A 22,171-nucleotide genomic window follows, 5' to 3' on the forward strand; every position below is an offset into this window, starting at 1 on the left:
GCGTGCCTGGCGCAGGCCCATCCGTACACGCCGCCGCCAGCGCGGCCCATCAGGTTGACGAGGTCCCCGATGTCGCACCCGCATTCGCCCACCGCCCGTTTCCCTGCTGCCCTGTGGCGCAGCCACCCGATGGCCTGGGCCGTCGCAGTGGCCCTGGGCAGCGTGGTGGCTCCGGCCACTCAGGCCCAACAGGCGTTCAGCCCCGGCTGGTTCGCCGAGCGCGGTGCGGCGCAGGGCGCGGCCGCACAGAGCGGGCGCATGCCCAATGGTGTGCCGATCCAGTTCCAGCTACCCGCGCAGCAGCAGGATGCGGCACGGCAGAAGCTGCAGCAGTCGATCGACAACCTTGGTACGGCCGCGCAGGCCATCGCCCTGCAGCAGCGCCTGCAGGAACAGGCACGGCAGGCGCGCCGCGAGGCGGGATTCGTAGTGGCCGATGGCCTGGGCAACGATGGCCTGAAGGTTGACGAGAATCCGTTGACGCGTGGCTGGATCAATGCGCGCGACGCGATCCAGTCGCAGGCGGCCGACGGGCGGGTGCTGGTCAACATCGAGCAGACCGCCGACCAGGCGATCCTGAACTGGGAAACCTTCAACATTGGTGGCAACACCACACTGAATTTCCTGCAGAACCCCGACTGGGCCGTGTTGAACCGGGTCAATGATCCCGCCGCAAGGCCCAGCCAGATCCTTGGCCAGCTGAAGGCCAATGGCACGGTGTTCGTGGCCAACCGCAACGGTGTGGTGTTCGGCAACAACAGCCAGGTCAATGTCCGCAATCTGGTGGCAGCGGCCGCACGCATCAGCGATGCGCAGTTCCGCGAGCAGGGCCTGTACAGTGCCGACGCGAACACCTCGGCGCTGACCGACGCCGTGGGCAAGGTCATGGTCGAACGCGGTGCGCGCATCACCACGCACGAACCGACCACGGCTACACGGGGCGGCGGTTATGTGCTGCTGGCTGGCCACAGCGTGGAAAACGCGGGCCAGATTGAAACCCGCAAGGGACAGACCCAGCTGGCCGCCGGTGACAGTTTCGTGATCCGTCGCGGCGTGGGAACCGCCCAGAACACCGCGTCCACCACCCGCGGCAATGAGATTGCCCCGCGCTTCGTCGCTGACAGCACGGCGGGCAGTGTTCGCAACAGTGGTCTGATCCAGGCGCGCGAAGGCGATGTCACGCTGGCCGGCCGCACCGTCGAGCAGGCCGGCGTTGCGGTTGCGACCACCACGTTGAACCAGCGCGGTACGGTGCACCTGTTGAACTCGGCGTCCGATGCGGCCGGCAGCGTGACCCTGGCCGCCGGCTCGACCACGGCAGTACTGCTGGAAGACGATGGCAAGAGCACGGCGCTGGACAGCCAGCGCAACGCGCTCATCAAGGAATCGGCCGAGCAGGACAAGCTGCGCGGTTCCAGCAACAGTGGCACCTTCGACAATCTCTCGCGCCTGCAGGACCGCCGTGAGCAATCCCGCATCGAAGTCGTCTCCGGCGGCGATGTGAACTTCCAGGCCGGTTCGCTGGCGGTGGCCACCGGCGGCCAGGTGATCGCCGACGCCAGCCGGCGCAGCTATCTGGATGATGGCGCGCGCGTGGACGTCTCCGGTGCGGTGGGTGTGCAGGTGGCGATGGAAAGCAACAACGTCAAGGTGAAGGTGCAGGGCAATGAGTTGCGCGATTCGCCGGACAACCGTGACAGCGGCAAGCTGATCAGCAGCGAGGTGTGGATCGACCGCCGCCAGTTGACCGAAGTTGCCGCCGGTACCGGCGGTTATGAAGGCACGCGCTGGTATGCCGGCGGCGGCCTGCTGGAAGTGGGTGGCTACCTGGACAACCAGGGGCATTCGATCAGCGAATGGGCGGCGCAGGGCGGCACCGTCCAGCTGGCAGGCAAGGAAGTGGTCAGCCACGCCGGTTCGCGCATCAATCTGGCCGGTGGCAGCCTGGATGTGCAGTCCGGCGTGGTGCAGCAGAGCTGGCTGCGTGGCCGCGACGGGCAGTTGTACCGGCTTGATGATGCACCGGCCGAGATGCTGTACGACGGTCTGTACCAGGGCTATGAAGTGAAGCAGGAACGGTGGGGGGTGACCGAATCGTTCCGCAATCCGCTGGTGGCACCCACCCAGCGTTTCGACAATGGCTATACCGTGGGACGCGATGCTGGCCGCCTGTTGATCTCGTCGCCCACGGCCGTTCTGCAGGGCCAGGTGGATACGGTGGCCTTCCAGGGCGCACAGCAGACGCGCCGGCCCGATCAGGAGCAGGAGGGCTACGCGCAGGCACAGACGGCGGCGGCCCGCAACGCCCAGCTCTGGCTCGGGCGTTTCGACAACAGCGGGCGCAGCGCGGTGTTCGACTCGAATGTCCGCATTGGAGCGCTCCAGGCCGACACCCGGCCGTGGACGCTGCAGGCGCCAGTCGGGGAAGCACAGCGCAATACCGTGTGGCTGGACAGTGAGGTGCTGAGCGCCCAGCGATGGGGGCAGGTGGACCTCGCATCGGCCGGTCGTATCGACCTCGACGGCACGCTCAGGTTGCAGGAGGGCGGCCGGCTTGGACTCACCGCAAGCCGCGTCAACTTTGGTGGAACGGTGCAGATTGCCGGCGGGCAGGTGGAAGCCGGAAATCTGCTTGCGGCGCTTGGCGGGCCCACGGCATTGCTGACGTCCGGACGTGGTGCGGTGGATGTTGCGGCCGGCGCACGGATCGATCTTGGCGGCGGTTGGGGCAACGCGCTTGCTGCGCCGGATGGCGGTCCCGCACAGGCGTGGATCGACGGCGGACAGGTGCGCTTCAACAGCAGCCACGACATCCATGTGGGCGAGCGGGCCGCGATTCTGGTCGATGCCGGCGGCGCGATCGATGCCAGTGGCAAGGGGCGCGTAGGCAAGGGTGGCAGTGCCAGCCTGCTCGCGGCCAGCACCGAGGTTGGCACTGACGGCAGCGGACGGATCCGTATCGGCGAGGACGCACGCTTCAGCGCGCTCGGCAATGGCAGCGGCAACTTCACGTTGGCAACCGGCGGTGTGGTGTCCATCGGCGCGCCTGGCACGGATGCATCGGCGGCGTCGTTGCGATTGCAGCCAGCACTGTTCAGGAGTGGCTTCGCCGGCTATGACATCGCCGGTCACAACGGCTTGACGGTTGAAGAGGGTACCCAGCTGCAGGTCGAACGACCGGCGCTGCGCCTGGCCGAGGGCGCACAGCAGGCACTGGCCCGCGAGCAGGGCGTTCAGGCCTGGACGCCGTCGCTGTATGAGGCGGATCCGGCCAGCGGGCGTGTATCGCAGCGCGGCGGCGCGAGCTTGGCACTGCGCGCAGGGCATCTGCTGTCCACGGCCGATCTGCGCGTTGGCAAGGGTGCAAGGATCGAGGTCGATGCCGGCCAGTCGATCGAACTGTTCAGCGCCGGCAACCTGGACGTGGCTGGCGGTCTGAAGGCGGCCGGCGGCCGCATCCGCCTGGATGAGGCATTCGATCCGTCGGGCGTACGCGGCGATGCACGCCGCGAGCGCCAGTGGACAATCGCTGAAGGCGCACTGCTTGACGTGAGTGGCGATAGCGTTTCCCTGCCCGACGCGCGCCGGACATTGCGCGGACAGGTGCGCAAGGGTGGAACGATCGAGATCGGGGGGGCGCTGGACTGGGAAGACCAGGACAACGTACGCCACCTGCCGCCCGATACCTTCGTGGTGGTGGAGCGCGGTGCGCGGCTGGACGCGTCCGGTGCTTCGGCGCTGCTGGACATTGATGGCAGCGGGCGCACCCGGGTGGACAGCGATGGCGGCAGCATCGTGCTGCGCGCGGGCAATGCGCTGTACCTGCAGGGCGAACTGGACGCAGCAGCGGGCGGCGACGGCGCGCGCGGCGGCACCCTCGGTGTTGCCTTTGGGGGCGGCACCTACGGCAGAACGGCATTGGGCAAGGACGTGCTGGCGCCGCGGGTGATCTCGCTGACCCAGCACGCCGCGCAGACGGCGGACCTGCCTGCACGCCTTGAGTACGGCCATGCGGCACTGTCGGTGGAGCAGATCGAGGCCGGTGGTTTCGATCATCTGGCCCTGTTCGGCGACTTCCGCGCCCAGGGAGATGTCAATCTGCGCATGGACCAGAGCCTGCGCATCCATGGCATGAATGAGCGCGCCCTGGGGTTTGCGGAAGGCAACAGCGAGGGCAGCCGCCTGTTGCTGAGCGCGCCCTACGTGCGCCTTGCGCAGGGACGCTGGTGGCAGCCGGCGGGGGAGGGCACGCTGCGGCCGGTCGAGGCGCGGTTCGACGAAGGGAAGCAACATCGTTTCGATGTGAAGGCGAACCTGATCGACCTGCGCGACGTTAGCTGGCTGGCGGGCTTCGACCATGTCAACCTGGACAGCCGTGGCGACATCCGCCTGCTGGCACCGGGAGCCAGCAGCGCCCAGGAAACTTCGTTATCGTCCCCGGGTTCGATCGATATCAGTGCAGCCCGTCTGTACCCGGCGGCCCGGGCGCGCGGGCGCATCGTCGCTGGCGTTGCGGACATCGGTCCGTCGGGACAGCCTGCCTGGCAGAACCCGGAGGCTGTATTGCGCATCCACGGCGTTGGCAGTGCCACGCAACCGGCACCGGATTCGGCATTCGGCCGCCTGGAACTGGTCGCGGCGACGGTGGTGCAGGGCGGCAACGTGCAGGCGCCGTGGGGCCGCGTCCAACTGGGTGGCGGTGAAAGAAGCACCAATCGCGCCAGCCGCGTCGACCTGCTGGGTGGCAGCGTGACCTCGATCAGTGGCGCCGGCCTGGCGCTTCCGTTTGGCGGTACCGTGGACGGTGTGACATGGCGCCGGAACGGCGCCGAGTTCGATGTGCTGGTTCCTGGATCGATCGATGCCCCGATCGGTGTGGACATCGTCGCCAACGCCTTCAACGGTGCCGCAGGCAGCATCGTGGATGTCTCCGGCGGAGGTGAGTTGACCGGCGCTGCGTTCGTCGCCGGGCGCGGTGGCTCGGTCGATGTCCTGCGGCATTCGTTGGCGGATGCCAATCCACGCTATGGCTTCAGTCGCGCGGGCAATGCGGTCTACGCAATCGTGCCGGGCCGAGCGGACGTGCAGGCACCGCTGGCGACCGGTGACGGTAGCGTCGATCCCCGTGTCGGCCAGGAGATCGTCATTCCGGACGGCGTGCCTGGACTCCCGGCGGGAACCTACACGTTGCTGCCGGCGAACTACGCATTGCAGAAGGGCGCATTCCGCGTCGAGATCGGCGCCGAGAGCGCGATGGGCAACGTCTCGCCGGTGGCGACCGGCACCGGCTCCTGGCGCATCAGCGGGCACCGCGCGCAGGGCCTGGGCGGGGCGGTGTCGCCGTTGCTCACCGACCTGGTGCTGACACCAGCGGAGGCGGTTCGCCGCCACGCCGGCTACAACGAAACCTCCTACAACGCGTTCGTGCACGGCGTGGCCGAGCGGCGTGGCGAAGCGCTGCGCTGGCGGACGGTGGATGCCGGGAGCCTCAACCTGGTGTTCGGTGAAGGCGCAGGACGGTCGGGTACCCCGGCGGCAACCTTCCTCGGCCTGTCCCGCTTTGGCGCCGGCAGCAGTGACGGGCTCGGCGGCACGCTCTCGGTCAATCTGCGTGTCTCCAATGGTGCAGCGCTGGAGATCGCCAGCGAGGGCGCCGATGCCGCCAGCGGGCGCGGCGCTACCGTCTCCGATACCACGCTCAATGCATTCCGTCCGGTAACGATGCTGATCGGCGGCACGCTGCGGCGCGATGCAACCACCTATGCGCTGGAGGGCGGCGCACAGCACATCGTGGTGCGCAACGGCGTCAACCTGACGGCGCAGGAAGTGCTGCTGTCGGCCGCGTTCGGAGGCAGGGGTATCCTGGTCGAGCAGGGCGTTTCGATCGACACCCTGTCCCAGTCGGGCCCGTCGAGCGTGGCGCAGCCCACGGCGCCCTACCTGGTCGCGGGCGGCCTGCTTGCCGTGTCCAACCAGCGCCTGACGGCGCTCAGTGCACAGGGCGGAAGTGCCGGCGGGCCGGTAGCGATCGACATCGGCGGTTGCGAGGCGGACTGCAGTGGGCAGACCCGCTTGCTGTCGGCGGGCAGCATCAACGTGGTCACCGACGGCGCCTTGAACATGGGTGACTCGCTGAGCTATGGCACGCGCCAGCTCGGCCTGGGCATGTCCGCACTCAACCTGGGCAGCACCGAGGCCATTGCGATGGCGTCGGCGGCCGGCGGCCTGCCCACGGGCATGACCATGAACCAGGAGGTGCTGCAGCGGTTGCTGCGCGGAAACACCGCCATCGGCGCTCCCGCACTGGAGGCGCTCAGCCTGACCGCGCGTGATGCCATCAACGTGTTCGGCAGTGTTGACCTGGATACGCGCGATGGCGCGACCGGTCGCAGCAGCCTGCGCAATCTGGTGCTGGGTGCGCCGGCCATCCACGGCTATGCTGCCGCCACCGACCGCGCGCGCATCTTCGCCGACACGCTGGTCTGGGATGGGACATTGGCCGGCACCGACCTGCCCGGCGGCGAGCTGGCACAACCGCCCGGCGAGGCGATGGTGGGCCGGCTCGGCCAAGGGCAGCTGGAGATCAATACACGGGTGCTGGAACTGGGGCGTGCGCCGTTCACCCGCCCCAACTCGTCTGTGGCGGCCGGTCGCCAGGTGCTCGGCTTTGCCGGCGTTACGCTGGCAGCGTCGGACCGCATGCTGTTCTCGGGCAAGGGCAGCCTGGACGTCTTCCAGCGCCAGGGCGACTACGTGGCAGGCAGCGGCTGGCAGTTCAGCGGCGGCGCGCTGGATATCGTCACCCCGCTGCTTACGGGTAACGCGGGTGCGCAGCTGGCCATCCGCAATGGCGGTACGGTGCAGCTGCGCGGCGCCGCGGCGACCGCGGGCAGCGATGCGTTGGGTGCGGAGTTGTCCATCACGGCCGAACGCGTTGTGATCGACAGCAGGCTGGCGCTGGCGTCCGGCAGGTTTGAGGCCAACGCACGCCAGGGCGTGGTGCTTGGCAGCAATGCAGTGCTGGACATGGCAGGGCGCAAGGTCAGCCTGTTCGACGTGGACAAGTACAGCTGGGGCGGTGACGTGGCGCTGTCGAGCCGCGAAGGTGACATCGTTGCCGACGCGGCGTCGCGGATCGATCTTTCCGCCCGCAACAACCGCGGCGGCCGCTTGACCGTTGCTGCGCTGGGCCCGCAGGGCGGCCGTGTCGATCTGGCAGGTTCGTTGCTTGGCGGTGCCAGCGGCCGCTACGACGCCGGTGGCACCGAAGTGCCCTATGACGGTGGCGAAGTGGTGGTGCGCGCACGCCAGTTGCAGGACTTCTCCGGGCTCAATACACGGCTTATCGCCGATGGTATTACCGGTGGCCGGACCTTCCAGTTGAGCGAAGGCGACCTGGTGATCGGCGATGAGGTGAAGGCCCGCAACGTTGATATCAGCGTCGATGGCGGCAGCCTGCAGGTCAATGGCCGCATTGATGCCAGTGGCGAACAGGTCGGCAGCATCCGCCTGTCCGCCCGCGACGTGCTGCGTATCGATGGCACGTTGGACGCGCATGGCAGCGCCTTGCGCGTGGACAGCTACGGCAAGATCATCGACAGCCCGAACCGGGCCATGATCGAACTGACCTCGGCCAACGGCAGCCTGCAGCTGGGTGCGGCTGCCTCGATGGACCTGCGCGCCGGCACGTCGGTGGCCACCGGTAGCGGGCCGGGCCAGAACGACGGCCGCGCACGCGGCAGCGTCAAGCTCAACGTGCCCCGCGTGGGCAGCAACGATGCAGCGATCGAGGTGGCCAGCGGCATCCGCATCGCCGGTGCCGGCGATGTGCAGGTCAACGCCTTCCGCAGCTATGATTCGGCGCCTTTGGCCAGCGCTCCGGACGTGCATGGCCATCGTCCGCAGGTGATCAACCAGCAATGGTTGGATACGGTGGTGGATCCGGACAACAGCCAATGGATGAACGCCGCGCTGGCCAATACCGGATTGCAGCAGCGCATCTCCGCACTGGGCAGCTATCGCCTGCGCCCCGGTGTGCAGATCATGGCGCGAACCAGCAGTGACAACCCGCGCGGTGATCTGGTCGTGGCCGGTGATATCGATCTGTCCGGCTACCGCTACGGACCGCAGTCGAACCGGGCCGATCCTGCGCGCCGTGGCTTCGGTGAGTCGGCCGCGCTGGTACTGCGTGCCGAGGGCGACGTCAATGTCTACGGCAGCATCAACGATGGGTTCGCGCCACCGCCTGCCAATCCCGATGAAGACGGCTGGGTGTTGCTGGAAGGACGCAGTACGGGTTCACCGAACACCGCGTTTGGCGGTGACCTGATCGTGCCGGGCGAGGGTGTCCAGCTCCAGGGCGGCACCGAGTTCCGCGCCGGTGCCACGCTGAATTATGCGCTGCCCTTCGAGGCGGTAACCCTGCCGGCCGGAACCGTGCTACCGGCGGAGATGGTGTTGTCCGGGCCGCTGCTGCTGCCGGCCGGTACCGTGCTGGGCGCGGTAGTGACCACAGACAGCGGACAGGTGATGGTGGCCGGCACCGTGCTGGCACAGGCGCTGGCGTTGCAGTCCGGTGCCCGACTGGGTGCCGGTTTCCGCCTGCGCACGCCGGCGCCGTTGGCCGCACAGGTGTGGCCGGCCGGCGTCGCCCTGCCCATGGCGATGAAGCTTTCAGGCGCGCTGAACCTGCATGCCGGTGCGATCATCCCGTCGATGACCAAGGTGGAGCTGCCAGGCGATGCACCGGTGAAGCTGCGGGCGGCCGATGCCAGCGGACGCCAGGGCCGCAACTGGGCGCTGGCGGCCATGCTGCCCGAAGGCACCACCTCGTGGGACCTGACCGCGGTGGCCGGTGCTGATACGACCGCCGCCGATCCGCGTACCCGGCGCTGGGGGAGTGACGGCAGCATCGTGCTGGCCGACAGCCACTACAGCACCATCGGTACGGTGACCACGACGACGGAATGGAAGGGCGACCGCGTGATCACCGTGGATGGCTCGCTGGATCTATGGGGCGATGAGTCGTGGGTCGGAAAACCCGTAGCGGATCTCGCTCGGGAGCTTGGCATGACCGAGAGCGATGTCTGTGATTCCGGACCCTACTGCGGTCCGGCCCCGCGCCTGGTCGACAAGGAAGGCTCGCTGGCATGGTGGGGCGATGAATCGTGGGTCGGCCGCCCGGCTACGGAGCTCGGGGCCGAGATGGGCATGTCGGAGGAAGAAATCTGCGCGGCGATGGGCTACTGCTATGGCGGCGGCACGTTGACTGAAGTCACGACCTATGGCAAGCGCCTGGGTGCACCGGCCTGGAGCGTCCTGCGCACCGGCAAGGGTGACCTGGCGCTGCTGGCCGCGCAGGATGTGCGCATGAAGTCCGGTTTCGGTGTGTACACCGCAGGTGCGCCGACGGCGCTGGGTGATGGCCGTGACACGCAGTTCACCCCGGGGCGGGCCCCAGTGCCCAGGAACACCGCGCTGCTGGGCCCGGTCCAGGCGTCCGGCCGCTACGATGCCGCCATCGCCACTTACCAGGCGTGGTATCCCGACCAGGGTGGCAATCTGCACGTGCAAGCGGGCCGCGATATCACCGGTGATACCTGGAGCGCGCGCGCAGAGGCGGGCACGCCGCAGCGCGACCAGGCCGGGCATTCCAGCGCCGCGGTGGGCAACTGGTTGTGGCGCCAGGGATCGGGCACGACTGCTGGTGTAGTGCAGAGCGCAACCAGCTGGTGGATCAATTTCGGTACCTACAGCACGGTGGGCCCTGAGCTGGATGCGACGCCTCGCCTGGTCGGCTTTACCGGTTTCGGTACGCTGGGCGGCGGTAATCTGTCCTTGGAAGCAGGCCGCCACTCGGGCGTGATCGCGCCGATGGGCAATGCTCTGGGATTGTTGACGGCGCCCCATTCCAGCGCGATCGTCGCGGCGGTCGGGTCGACCGGACGGGTCAGCAACGGTGAATTGCATCTGACGGGGGGCGGAGACCTGACGCTGCGAAGCGGCGGAGCGGTCAACCCCGGCCTGCGCGCAAGCGCGCAGCAGCCCGAAGGTTTCCAGCAGGATCTGGATCTCAACGGCACCGTGACCAATCTACGCGGCAGCACGCTGCTGCAGGCGGCGCGCATCGGCGGTCTCAGCGCGATACAAAGCAGCTACGGCACGTTGGGCCTGCACAATCCGTTCGTGGCCGACGCACCCGTTGCGATGGCCGGGCCGGTGCTGGCGCTGGGCGATTCCACCGCCCAGGTGCAGGCGCGCGGCGATGTGGTACTGGGTAGTGCCGCCGATCCCGGCCGGGTTCCCGTGGCCAATTTCAACGATATCCTGCTGGAAGGGGGCGGTCACGCGTCGGGCACAAGCTGGTTCTCGCTGTGGACGCCGCGCACCGCGCTCGACCTGTTCTCCGCAGGCGGAAATCTTTCGCCGGGCCTGGTTGGCACGCAGCACACGACCGGCAGCAACCAGGGTAGGGAGGTGATCAGGATCAACCCCAGCAATGGCGATGCCTATCTCAACTACTGGTTGTATCCCTCCCGGTTCACGGCCATCGCGGCCTCCGGGAACATCAATCTCGCCAGTCTGCGCAGTGGCAGCGTGCCCGATGCCCAGGACGTCATCGTGCTGGCGCCCTCGGCGTCGGGTCGGCTGGAGGTATTGGCGGGAGGATCGATCCTGGCTACCGACCGGGCCACTCAGATTGTGCGCTCAAGCAGTGATGCCCGTGTCCCCGGCCCATTCAATCCCGGCTTCATCGCGCAAGGCCCCGGAAACGCGGGAACCGTGCGCAGCAATGTACCCGCGGACGGGAACGGCGCCAGTCCTGGCACTACGCTGCCGTACTTTGCCTTCGGTCCCAATACCGCGCTCGGCGTGCTGTTGCCAACCACACCGACCGTGGCCAGCCGGTTCTATGCAGTGGCCGGCGATATCATCGGGCTGGGAAGCGGCGACAGGCGGCAACTGTCGCGCAATGCCGAGAACGGCGCGCGTACCGTATTCGACTGGTACGAAGCGGGCTCGGCGGTACAGCTGCGCGCCGGTCGCGATGTGATCGGCGCGGATGTCACCGCGCTCAACACCAGCGGTACCGATATCAGCGGGATCGAAGCGGGCCGGGACATCATCCGCAGCAACCTGACGGTTGCCGGCCCCGGCAACGTCGAAGTGAGTGCGGGCCGGCAGCTGCGCCAGGAAGAGGCCGGAAGCATCGTGAGCCTGGGCGGCGTCGTGCAAGGCGATGCCCGTCCCGGCGCCAGCATCGCAGTGACTGCCGGCAACCAGGGCATTGATTTCGATGCACTGCGCACGCACTACCTGGATCCGGCCAACCTCGCCGATTCCTCGCAGTCGTTGGCTGCGCAGCCGGGCAAGGCGGTGAAGATCTACGACAAGGAGTTGAGGGAGTGGCTGCAGCAGCGCTTCGGTCTGGCGGTTGATGGCGCCGAGGCCCTGGCAGCATTCGACCGGCTGCCGAAGGAACAGCAGCGCATCTTCCTGCGCCAGGTCTACTACGCCGAACTGCGTGAAGGTGGCCGCGAGTACACCGATGCCGAAGGCCCGCGTTTCGGTTCTTACCTGCGCGGCCGCGAGGCCATCGCCACGCTGATGCCGGACAAGGATGCGACGGGGGCGACGATCCAGCGCACCGGCGACATCGTGATGTACGGCGGCTCCGGCGTGCGTACCGAAGCCGGCGGCAACATCGAGCTGATGGCGCCGGGCGGGCAGATCGTGGTGGGTGTGCAGGGTGTGGTGCCGCCGGCCAGTGCCGGGCTGGTGACGCAGGGGCAGGGTGACATCCGTCTGTTCAGCCAGGACAGCGTTCTGCTGGGGCTGTCTCGGGTGATGACAACGTTCGGCGGAGACATCCTGGCCTGGTCGGAGCAGGGTGACATCAATGCCGGTCGTGGTTCGCAGACCACGTTGTTGTACACGCCACCGCGTCGCGTCTATGACGGCTGGGGCAACGTGATGCTGTCGCCGCAGGCCCCGGCCAGTGGTGCAGGCATCGCAACGTTAAACCCCATTGCCGAAGTGCTGCCGGGCGACGTCGACCTGATCGCGCCGCTGGGCACCATCGATGCGGGCGAGGCTGGCATCCGCGTCTCGGGCAACATCAACCTGGCCGCGCTGCAGGTGCTCAACGCCGCCAACATCCAGGTACAGGGTGAAAGCAAGGGCCTGCCCGTGCTGGCCACGGTGAACGTCAACGCGCTGGCCTCGGCCAGTGCAGCAGCCAACAGCGCCAGCCAAGCGGCACAGGATGTGATGCGCAAGAGCCAGGATGATGCGCGGCGCAACCAGCCATCGGTGATCAGTGTGCAGATCCTCGGCTTCGGCAGCGGCACCAGCAGCATCAACCCGCCGGCGCGTGGCAATACTGCCAACGCTGGCTATGACGCCAACAGTGCCTTCCAGTTCCCGCAGGCAAGTCGCGACGAGGGCACGCAGCGCCGGTAGGCCTCTTGCAAGCGTGCCGACCAACGGTCGGCACCAAGGTAGATCCACGCCTTGCGTGGATGCGATCGGGCCGGAAGAACGGACAGCATCGGGCCAGCCGCCACGGAGCGGTGGCGGCCCCAGCCAGGACGGCACGGAGGGCAGGGAGCGGCCATCAGCGGTGAGGACCACCGACACAACGCCGCCGGGTGCAGGAGAGTGCCCGGCGGCAGGCGGGGGGATCCATGCAATGCGCGGATTCCGGAGCCAACAACAATGCCGACCAACGGTCGGCACCCACCAAGGCACGGTCGGCACCCACCGTAGATCCACGCCGTGCGTGGATGCTTTGCCTGGGAAGAATCCTACAGCTCCAGCACGCGCCGGTAACTCAACGGCCCACGCCCATCGCGCAGGCCCAGCCGCAGTTCCAGCCCGGTGGCCGGCAGCACTTCGCCTTCGCTCGGCAACGGCGCCCAGCCGGCACCGGGCTGCCATGCCCGCACCTCGAACCGCTGTAACTCGCGCGCCACGGCAATGCCCTTCGACAGATCCGGCGCAGGCAGGGGATACCGATCCGTCGCTGCGCCGCTGGCCCGCCAAAGCGTACTTCCCTGCCGCCACCAGCGCACCCGCTGCCAGCGCAGCCCATCGCTGCCGACACTGCGGGTGATCTCCAGCGCGAAGCTCCCATCCGGATGCCGCTCGCTCACCAGCGAAGGCGGCAGCAGCCGCTGCGGTTGATCGGCCGGCCGCACTGCACCATTCATCAACGCATCGTCTGCGCGCATTTCGATATCACGCTGGAACTGCTGCAGCACGCGCAGCGCCGTCGTGGTTTCTGCATCAGCCTGGCGCAGGCGCTGGTCGCTGTTGGCCACGCTGTCGAGCGCCCGCCAGCAGATCAGTGCCAGTACGCCCATGATGGTGATCGCAATCATCACCTCGATCAGGGTGAAGCCGCGGACGGCGCGCCTCATTGCGCCGCCGTCCATGGCAACTGCATCCGCGCCAGCGACTGCCGAGGAGCGTCCTCGGCAACCACACTCAGTTCCAGCTGCGGCTGGCCATCGTTGCCCGTGCCCAGATGCTGAAGCACCAGGAAGCTGCTGCGCCCCTGCACACAGCGTTGCCGGGCATCCTGCGGTGCCTGTCCGCTCAGGCGCAGTTCCTGCCAGCGATCCTGCGCACACATCAGTGCCAGGCGACGGTCACGCAGCCGTGACTGATCGTCAGTCGCCACTGCCACCGAGCGCATCACCGCCGCCAGTGCAATCGATACGATCGCCAATGCGATCAGCACTTCGATCAGGGTGAATCCGCGCGCCGCCTGCTTCATTGCACGACCTGCAACTGTCCGCTGCCATCATCACGAAGACGCAGTTTGCGACCCTCCAGCGACAATCCAAGCTCCCAGGCGATACCGATCCACTCTGGGCTCAGCTCAATGGGGTTGGCGGGCTGCACCGCAATGCCCGTTGCCTGCCACTTCTGCGGACGCAGCAGATCATCGTGTTCAACGGTCACCCAACCGCTGCCTTCGCGGCGGCTGAAACGATAGCCGTTGGCGTCGGCCTGCCAACGCAGGGGGCGGCCATCGATGCGCGCCTCATCGCGCGCCACCTGCAGGCGCTGCGCCAACCGCTCGGCTTCCTGCCGCAGCTGCCGGCCCGGGTCGAGCAGGCTGCCCAGGCCCAGCCCGATTCCGGCCGTGCAGATGCCGATGATCACCAGCACCACCATCAGTTCCAGCAGGGTGAAACCACGCGGCACGCGCTGCATCGACGTTGCCTCCTGTCCGGGTCGATACCTGCCAGCGTAGGCCGGCATGATGAAACAAAAGCGTCAGCCACAGCTGCTAGCGTGGGCGGACACGAACGTGGCGGTGGTGCGGAACATGGATGGCAGGCGCTGGGATCGCAATCGCATACTGACCCTGCTGGCGGCGACGCTGCTGCTGGCCGTGGTGGCCTATTGGGGTGTCACCCTGTCTGCCGTGGCGCCAGCGGCCGCGGCCAGCGAGGCGAAGGCCGTGGCGCCGGTACGGCCGATGTTCGATGCAGTGGCCAGCCTGCCGCTGGTGCGGCTGCTGTCCCCCGGTGCAGTGCAGACCGAGGTGGTGGTGCTGGGCGTGATGGCCGGTGACCATGCGCCATTGGCCCTGCTCTCGGTGGATGGACGCCCGGCGGAAGCGTATGCGCCCGGCCAACGGCTCGGACCTTGCACGGTGCTGGCCAGCATCAGTGCCAGCGCGGTGGAACTGAACCAGGCCGGGCAATCGCGCAGCTTGCCGGTGCCTGAGCTGCCGCCGGTGCCGATCGATGGCATCGTGCCGGCCGCACTGTAGAGCCGAGCCTACGCTCGGCTGCGCCTGGAAGAACAGTCGAGCATGGCTCGACGCTACAGAATCCTGCCGGGCTGGGGCTTTGCACCGCGACTGTGCAGGCTCAGCGCGCCGGGCGCTGCGGTACCACCGAACGACCAAAGGCATCGCCCATGCGCTGTCGTGTGCCTTCCAGGTTGTACTGCATCAGTTGGTTGCCGGGCTGCCGCATCAGGCGTTCGGCTTCAGGTAGAGCCGGTGACTTCGCCGATTTCGGCGCCGGGGCCAGTTTGCGTTGCAGACACTCCCAGGCGGGGATGCGCTCGCCGTTGACCTGTACTTCGATGCAAGGCGCGGCATCGTCCTGCTTCTTCGCCTCTCCGGCGCGAAGCGGGGCCAACGCCAGCAGCAACGCAAGGGTGAGGGCAGCGCGCAGTTCCGCCATCAATGATTCACGCATCTCGAATCTCCCGCAGCAATCGACGTTCTGCAATGAAGACGTGTGGAGAAGGCAGGGTCCGCCTGCGTGCATTGCGCTGCCGTCAAAAGATGACAGTGCTGTCATAAAACTGTTGGCGGTTTTGACGCGACGTGCACGTCCTGTTGGTAGACCCACGCGCCGCTCCATGGCCATTACCTTCGATACGACGCGATGCCTTCGATGACTCCTGTTCCGTGCCGAGCCGTCCGCCTTCCCTTGCGCCTGCATCCCTTGGTGCTGGCCCTGGCCGCGATGCCGCTGCCGTTGTTCGCGCAGGAGGCAGCGCCTGCGCCCAGCGTGAACATCAATGAATACATCGTACGTGGCAATACCGTGCTCGATCCGCGCCAGATCGAGCGCGCGGTCGAGCCCTTCCTCGGCCCGGGAAAGACCCTGGCCGATGTCGAGAAGGCACGCGATGCAGTCAATGCGCTGTACCAGCAGGCGGGCTACCAGTCGGTCTATGTGGAGCTTCCCGAGCAGCAGGTCAGTGGTGGCGTGGTGCTGCTGAAGGTACAGCAGACACCGATCGGCCAGCTGCGGGTCGTGGGAACGAAGCACGAATCGCCCGAGCGCATCTGCGAACGCGTACCAGCGCTGGCGGAAGGCAAGGTGCCGGACTTCGACCAGGCCCAGAAGGAACTGACCGCGCTGAATGAGGGCGGGCGTCGCCAGGTGATGCCGCTGGTGCGCGAAGGCCAGGTGCCGGGCACGATGGATGTGGACCTGCAGGTCGAAGAAAAGTCGCCGTGGCGTGCCAGCGCGTCACTCAACAACGACCACAGCGCCGACACCGAGAAGCTGCGCCTGAGTGCATCGCTGGCCTACGACAACCTGTGGAAGCGCGGGCACAGCGCCAACATCGGCGTGTATCTGGCACCGGAAGACACCAAACAGGCCAAGGTGTTCTCGGCCTCGTACACGATGCCGTTCGAAGGCACGCCGTGGAGCCTGGAAGCGTCCGGCTACAAATCCGACAGCCGCGTGCTGAACGCGGGTGGGCAGGTGGGTACCGGCACCGGTACCAACGTGATCGGCAACGGTCACTCGATCGGCCTCAAGCTCAACTATCGACTGGCCGGCAGCAGTCAGTGGTGGCGCCAGCTCAGCCTTGGTGTGGATTTCAAGGACACCGAGGAAGATACCCAGATGGGCAAGGACAGCCTGAAGACGCCGCTGAAGTACGCGCCTATCACGCTGGCCTTCGTGGGCGTGCGCCAGGGCGAGCAGGATCAGCTGAGCATCAACACACAGCTGGTGGCCGGCACCCGCCGCCTGTTCGGCTACGGCAGCGACGCCACCGCCTTCGGCCAGAAGCGCTATTGGGCCGACCCGAGCTTCGTGGCCTTCAAGGCCGACGTGGCCAACACCCACACCTTCGGCAACGACTGGCAGTGGTACGCACGTGGCTCACTGCAGGTGACCGACGCGCCACTGGTGTCGGCCGAGCAGTTTGCCGCCGGTGGCATGTACACCGTGCGCGGCTATCTGTCGGCCGAGGCGATCGGCGACTACGGCGGCCTGGCCAGCCTGGAATGGCGCACCCCGGCGTGGTCGCTGTGGAGCGGCACTGATCTGCGCGTCTACAGCTTTGCAGATGCGGCCTACCTGCGCCTGCGCCAGCCGCTGCCCGAACAGCGTGACAAGTACAACCTGGCCTCGGTCGGCCTGGGCGCGCAGATGCGCCTCGGCGAACACCTGCAACTGCGCCTGGACTACGCCTGGCCTTATGCCGATGGCCCGGTCACGCGCAAGGACGACCCGCGCCTGCATTTCAACATCAGCACCAGTTACTGACCCTTCCCTTGAACATGCGTTCTCCGGAGACCCTTCGCATGGACCGTTTGCTTTCCCGAGTGTTGTTGCTGCTGGCCGCGCTGGTTGCGCTGCCGGTCGCTGCGGCCGATGCCAATTGGTGGCAGGCCGAATGGAAATACCGCAAGCCGATCACCGTCGACGCCGGCCCGCAGGGCGCGGGCCTGGCCGGTGACCCGGGTCGCACGCCGCTGCTGCTGCGCCTGCATACCGGCAACTTCGGTTTCGACGGCACCCAGGACGCGGGCAACGACCTGCGCTTCGTCTCGGGTGATGGCCGCACCGTGCTGGCCCACCAGATCGAACAGTTCGATCCCAGGCTGGGCCTGGCCCTGGTCTGGGTGGACGTACCGGCGGTCAGCGCCGCAGCGCCGCAGACGATCTGGATGTACTACGGCAACGAGAAGGCCCCGGCCAGCGGCAATGGCCAGCAGGTGTTCGACCCGGACTACACGCTGGTCTACCACTTTGCCGAGGCCAATGCGCCGGCACGCGACACCACCGCGTATGGAAACAACGCCGGGGCCGTGGCGCCGCCGTCGGAAGGCTCGGTGATCGGCCGCGGCGTTCAGTTGGGCGCAGCCCCGCTGCCGCTGCCGGCCAGCGCATCGCTTGCGCAGGAGGCGGGCGCGCCGCTCACCGTCTCGGCCTGGATCAAGCCGGGCAGCAACAACGCCGCACAGGCGATCTACGCCCGTCGTGACGGTGCTTCCGAACTGGTGCTGGGCATCGAGAACCGGGTGCCGTTCGTGCAGCTCAATGGCCATCGCAGCACGCCGGCACAGCCGATTCCGGAAGGGCAGTGGGCGCATGTGGCGCTGACTGCGGAGAAGGGCGCTCTGCAGCTGTACCTCAATGGCCGCGTGGTCGCACAGCTGAGCGGCGAATTGCCGGCGCTGGGCACCGCCCCGGTGGTGGGCGCCGATGCTCCTGGCGCGGCGCAGCCGCTGGCCAATTTCGAGGGCGCACTGGATGAGCTGCGTATCTCTCGCGTGGCACGACCGGCGGCACTGCTGCTGGCCGATGCCACCGCACAGGGCGCCGACTCGCGCCTGATCAGCTACGGTGCCGACGAGCAGTCCGCCGGTCAGAGCCACTTCGCCTTCATCCTCAAGGCAATGCCGTTCGACGCCTGGGTGGTGGTGGCGATCCTCGGCCTGATGATGCTGCTGTCGTGGGCGATCATGATCGCCAAGGGGCGCCACTTCGGCCGTACCAGCAAGGCCAATGCGGTGTTCACCGAGAGCTTCGGCAAGCTGTCCGGCGTGCCGCTGCGCACCCTGTCCGACATGGACCGCCAGGGCAAGGCGCCGGCCGCGATGCACGACGGTTCGCTGTGGCGGATCTACCAGGTGGCCATCGATGAAATGCAGCAGCGCCACCAGCGCGATGGCAACAGCGGTTACCTCAGTGGCGCCACCATCGCCGCGATCCGCGCCTCGATGGATGCGGTGATGGTGCGCGAGCAGGAAGCGATGGCACGGCGCATGAACTGGCTTTCGACCACCATCGAAGGCGCGCCGTACGTGGGCCTGTTCGGTACCGTGATCGGCATCATGCTGGTGTTCGTGGTGGCGGCGATGGCCGGCGCGGTGGACATCAATTCGGTGGCACCGGGCATGGCCGCGGCGCTGCTGTGTACCGCAGCCGGCCTCGGCGTCGCGATTCCGGCGCTGTTCGGCTACAACTACCTGGGTGCACGTGCCGAGGCGATCGGCGCCGACATGGCGGTGTTCATCGACGAGTTCGCCGCGCGCCTGGCCGAAGAGCAGGACGGGCGCGGCCCGGCCGCGGTCCAGGGCTGAGGGGCGCGCCATGGGCCAGAAGGCGAAGTTCGGCATCAAGAAGCGCGAGAAGGGCATCAACGTAACGCCCTTCGTCGACGTGCTGCTGGTGGTGCTGGTGATCTTCATCCTGACCAGCAACGCCTCCATCCCCGGCATCGAGGTCAACCTGCCGAAGGCCAGCAACAGCGTGGCGCTGGAGAAGCCGAAGACCAAGGCGATCACCATCGACCCCAGTGGTCAGGTGTTCCTGGATGCCTATCCGGTGACGATGGCCGAGCTGGAAGACCGCCTGCGCACCGAGCGCGCGACCACGCCGGATTTTCCGGTGATCGTGCGCGGTGATGCGCAGGTGCAGTACGCCCGTGTGGTCGAGGTGCTGGACCTGCTGCGGCGGCTGGAGCTGGCCCAGGTTGGCCTGGTCACCGGCAAGGCGCAGGGCTGAGGCATGACGGCCCATCAACCCCCTCGGCCGGAGCCCGGCATGCGCGGTCGCCAGTTGCTGGTGACCGTCGCGCTGGTGCTTGCCGCTTTGCTGGTGCTCGGCATCGCCGTGTGGTGGATGCTGTTCAAGGACACCGCCAGCACCCGCAGGCCGGTGGTGCAGCCGCCGATGCTGGCATTGCCGCCACCCCCTCCGCCGCCGCCACCGCCGCCGGAAAAGCCACCGGAGCCGGAGACGCCGCCGGAAGAAACGATGCCCGAACCGGAGCCGCTGGATCAGCCGACGCCCGCTGAAGAGCCCACACCGACGCCGGACAATGCAGACCCGGTGACGATGAATGCCGATGCGCAGGCCGGTGGTGACAACTTCGGCATCCAGTCCGGCAGTGGCGGCGGTTCGTCCGGCGTCGGCCGTGGCGGCGCCGGCAATGCCACCTATGGGCGCTATCTCGGCTACCTGATGCAGCAGGCGATCTCGCGCGACGACAAGGTCAAGCGCCTGGCGTTCCAGCTGCAGGTGAATGTGTGGCTGTCCAACGATGGCCGTCTGGAAAAGGTCGAGCTGGTGCGTGGCAGTGGCAACGAGGAGGCCGACGCGGCCGTGCTCGATGCACTGCGACGCATCGGCAAGGTCGACCAGGCACCGCCGCCGTCGCTCGATTTCCCCGCCCGCGTGCTGATCCAGGGCCGCCGGCCCGGGGCCTGATTCCCGACCTCCGTGATTTCCCTTCTTTCGATGAGAACCGTGATGAACGACCACGTCCGCGCACGAACCGACTCCCGCTGCTCGCGGCCGGCCCGACGGGCGCTGCTGTGCTGCGCCGTGCTGCTCAGCCTGGCCGCCCCGGCCGGTGCGATGGCCGCAGAAACCACCATGGTCAAGCTGATCAAGGGCCTGATCGCCAGCGGCGCGCTGAAGCCAGAAGACGGCCAGGCATTGCTGGTGCAGGCCGAGGCTGAAGCAGCGGCCGCATCGCGCACTACAACCACCGCACCTTCGGCCGCCAGCGGTGGCGTGGCCCTGGAGGCCGGCGACGTGCGCGTGCCCTACGTGCCGCAGAGCGTGCGCGACGGCATCCGTGACGAAGTGCGCCAGGATGTGATGGCGCAGGCCAGGTCCGAGGGCTGGGCGGCACCGAACGAAGTGGCTGAGTGGACCAAGCGCATCAAGGTCACCGGTGACATGCGCGTGCGCAGCGAGTCGCGCTTCTTCTCCGAACGCAACAGCGACATCGTGAGCAACTGGTCGTCGATCAATTCCGGCAACGGCTTCGACACCAACACCAACACCAACCTGCAGCTGCCGCCGCTGCTGAACACCCGCCAGGACCGCCGCAACCTGTGGCGCATCCGCGCCCGCCTGGGCATCGAGGCGACCATCGGCCAGCACACCACGGCCGGTGTGCGCCTGGCCAGCGGCAGCAGCAATGGCCCGGTGTCGACCACCGAGCAGCTGGGCGGTGGCCTGAGCAAGAAGGATGTGTGGCTGGACCAGGCCTGGCTGGCCTACAGCCCGGCCGACTGGGTGACGGTGCGCGGCGGCCGCTTCGGCAATCCGTTCTGGACCAGCGACACGCTGTTCTCCAACGACCTGAACTTCGACGGCCTGGCCGCCAACCTGCAGCATGACTTTGACGGTGGTGACCTCGGCCTGTTCGCCAACCTGGCCGTGGTACCGCTGGAGTACACCTCCGACAGCGCGCCCAGCCAGAGCCGGGTCAAGACCCCGAACGAGAACAAGTGGCTGTCCGGTGCACAGGTCGGCATGAACTGGCGCTTCAACGACGACAATGCGCTGCGTGCCGCACTGGGCTACTACGATTTCAAGAACATCAGCGGCCGCCTGTCCTCGCCGTGCGCGCTATATGCGGGCGCGGCGGGCTGCGATACCGACTGGTCGCGCCCAGCGTTCATGCAGAAGGGCAATACCCTGATGCTGATCCGCGACATCGCGCGCAATCCGCTGGACCCGGCCAACACGCCGACCCCGCAGTATGTCGGCCTGGCCTCGGCATTCCGCCTGGCCACGCTCAACCTGCGCTGGGATACGCAGCTGGCCCAGGGCATCGGCCTGCGCCTGGATGGCGACTACATCCGCAACCTGGCCTACGACAAGCAGGCCATGTTCAGCCGCGCCAACAACGGCATCGTCAACAACTACGGTGCCGGTGGCGCCGCCAGCATCGATACCTTCCGCAGCGGTGACACGGCGTGGATGGTGCAGGCCACCTTCGGTGCGACCGAGCTGAAGGAGAAGGGCCAGTGGCAGGCGCTGCTGGGCTACAAGCACATCGAGGCCGATGCGCTGCCCGACGCCTACAACGATCCGAATTTCCACCTGGGCGGCACCAATGCCCGTGGCTACTACGTGGGCGGTGCCTATGCGCTGGATGCGCGCAGCTGGATCAGCGGCAAGTGGATGGCGGCCAAGGAAGTGTCCGGTGCGCCGCTGTCGATCGACGTGTTCCAGCTGGAGTTCAATACCGGCTTCTGAGTAGCGGCGTGATGCGGATCACGTAGTGCGTGGCGGGGGCGCAGCGATGCGCCCGTCTAAGGAAAGGAGACCACGCGTTGTTCAAAAGGAGAAGTGGATGAGCCGTCGCAAGCTGTTCGAGAGTCCCGAACCGTCCAGCCAGTCGCTGGGCATCGGGCCGGCCTACGTCTCGGTGGAGGGGTTGCGCCAGCACCTGGCGGAGTTCCTGCTGTATGCGGGACGACCGGTGGTGATCATGCGTGGGCGCAGCGAAGTGGGCTATTTCCTGCCGGCGCGCTGCTGGCGCCAGCGTGACGATGATCCGCTGGCGGCGGCCGCCGCCGACCAGCTGCTGGATGCGGCCGGGTTCCAGGCCGAAGACATCCAGCAGGTGGAGCAAGAATTCAACG

At 67.5% G+C, this 22,171-nt stretch carries 12 protein-coding genes; 8 read left to right on the top strand and 4 right to left on the bottom strand.

From position 1 onward, the window contains the following. Positions 1 to 69: 69 nt before the first annotated feature. Positions 70 to 12,462, top strand: coding sequence for a filamentous haemagglutinin family protein (locus tag N5D20_RS20585; RefSeq protein ID WP_279915063.1), 12,393 nt, complete (start codon positions 70 to 72; stop codon positions 12,460 to 12,462). 344 nt (positions 12,463 to 12,806) lie between these two features. On the opposite strand, the gene N5D20_RS20590 is transcribed toward N5D20_RS20585, so the two are convergent. From N5D20_RS20590 to gspH, 3 genes are read right to left on the bottom strand one after another with little or no spacing between them, the layout of a single operon-like run. Beyond that, a complete protein-coding gene (locus N5D20_RS20590) occupies positions 12,807 to 13,421 on the bottom strand; it encodes a prepilin-type N-terminal cleavage/methylation domain-containing protein (protein WP_279915062.1) in 615 nt (204 codons plus the stop codon). Then, positions 13,418 to 13,780 (bottom strand): type II secretion system minor pseudopilin GspI, encoded by a 363-nt coding sequence (gene gspI / locus N5D20_RS20595; protein WP_049480967.1) that lies wholly within the window; start codon positions 13,778 to 13,780, stop codon positions 13,418 to 13,420. The genes N5D20_RS20590 and gspI overlap by 4 nt, the downstream gene beginning before the upstream one ends. Then, positions 13,777 to 14,223, bottom strand: coding sequence for a type II secretion system minor pseudopilin GspH (gene gspH, locus N5D20_RS20600; protein ID WP_010485346.1), 447 nt, complete (start codon positions 14,221 to 14,223; stop codon positions 13,777 to 13,779). Before gspH ends, gspI begins: the two co-directional genes overlap by 4 nt. 115 nt (positions 14,224 to 14,338) lie before the next feature. Between gspH and N5D20_RS20605 the strand changes: the two genes are divergently transcribed. Beyond that, a complete protein-coding gene (locus N5D20_RS20605) occupies positions 14,339 to 14,788 on the top strand; it encodes a general secretion pathway protein (RefSeq protein WP_043396221.1) in 450 nt (149 codons plus the stop codon). A gap of 100 nt (positions 14,789 to 14,888) precedes the next feature. Here N5D20_RS20605 and N5D20_RS20610 read toward each other — a convergent pair whose 3' ends face one another. After that, positions 14,889 to 15,224: a hypothetical protein gene (locus tag N5D20_RS20610; protein ID WP_279915075.1), complete on the bottom strand. Its 336-nt coding sequence runs from the start codon at positions 15,222 to 15,224 to the stop codon at positions 14,889 to 14,891. 201 nt (positions 15,225 to 15,425) lie between these two features. On the opposite strand from N5D20_RS20610, the gene N5D20_RS20615 reads away from it, so the two are divergent. The 6 genes from N5D20_RS20615 to N5D20_RS20640 form a co-directional block, all read left to right on the top strand. Further along, on the top strand, positions 15,426 to 17,042 hold the full coding sequence (locus tag N5D20_RS20615; RefSeq protein ID WP_279915061.1) for a ShlB/FhaC/HecB family hemolysin secretion/activation protein: 1,617 nt from the start codon (positions 15,426 to 15,428) through the stop codon (positions 17,040 to 17,042). Between the two features lie 38 nt (positions 17,043 to 17,080). Then, positions 17,081 to 18,865 carry a MotA/TolQ/ExbB proton channel family protein gene (locus N5D20_RS20620; protein WP_109814251.1) on the top strand — a complete coding sequence of 595 codons (1,785 nt, stop codon included), beginning with the start codon at positions 17,081 to 17,083 and terminating at the stop codon, positions 18,863 to 18,865. 10 nt (positions 18,866 to 18,875) lie between these two features. Then, on the top strand, positions 18,876 to 19,289 hold the full coding sequence (locus N5D20_RS20625; RefSeq protein WP_005409874.1) for a biopolymer transporter ExbD: 414 nt from the start codon (positions 18,876 to 18,878) through the stop codon (positions 19,287 to 19,289). A 39-nt stretch (positions 19,290 to 19,328) separates the two neighbouring features. Further along, positions 19,329 to 19,994: a cell envelope integrity protein TolA gene (locus N5D20_RS20630; protein ID WP_164191084.1), complete on the top strand. Its 666-nt coding sequence runs from the start codon at positions 19,329 to 19,331 to the stop codon at positions 19,992 to 19,994. Positions 19,995 to 20,036: 42 nt separating this feature from the next. Then, positions 20,037 to 21,782 carry a putative porin gene (locus N5D20_RS20635; protein WP_279915059.1) on the top strand — a complete coding sequence of 582 codons (1,746 nt, stop codon included), beginning with the start codon at positions 20,037 to 20,039 and terminating at the stop codon, positions 21,780 to 21,782. A gap of 97 nt (positions 21,783 to 21,879) precedes the next feature. Then, a partial coding sequence (locus N5D20_RS20640) for a hypothetical protein (RefSeq protein WP_279947587.1) occupies positions 21,880 to 22,171 on the top strand: 292 nt, incomplete at its 3' end.

Source organism: Stenotrophomonas sp. GD03877, assembly GCF_029840555.1.
GTDB lineage: Bacteria > Pseudomonadota > Gammaproteobacteria > Xanthomonadales > Xanthomonadaceae > Stenotrophomonas > Stenotrophomonas geniculata.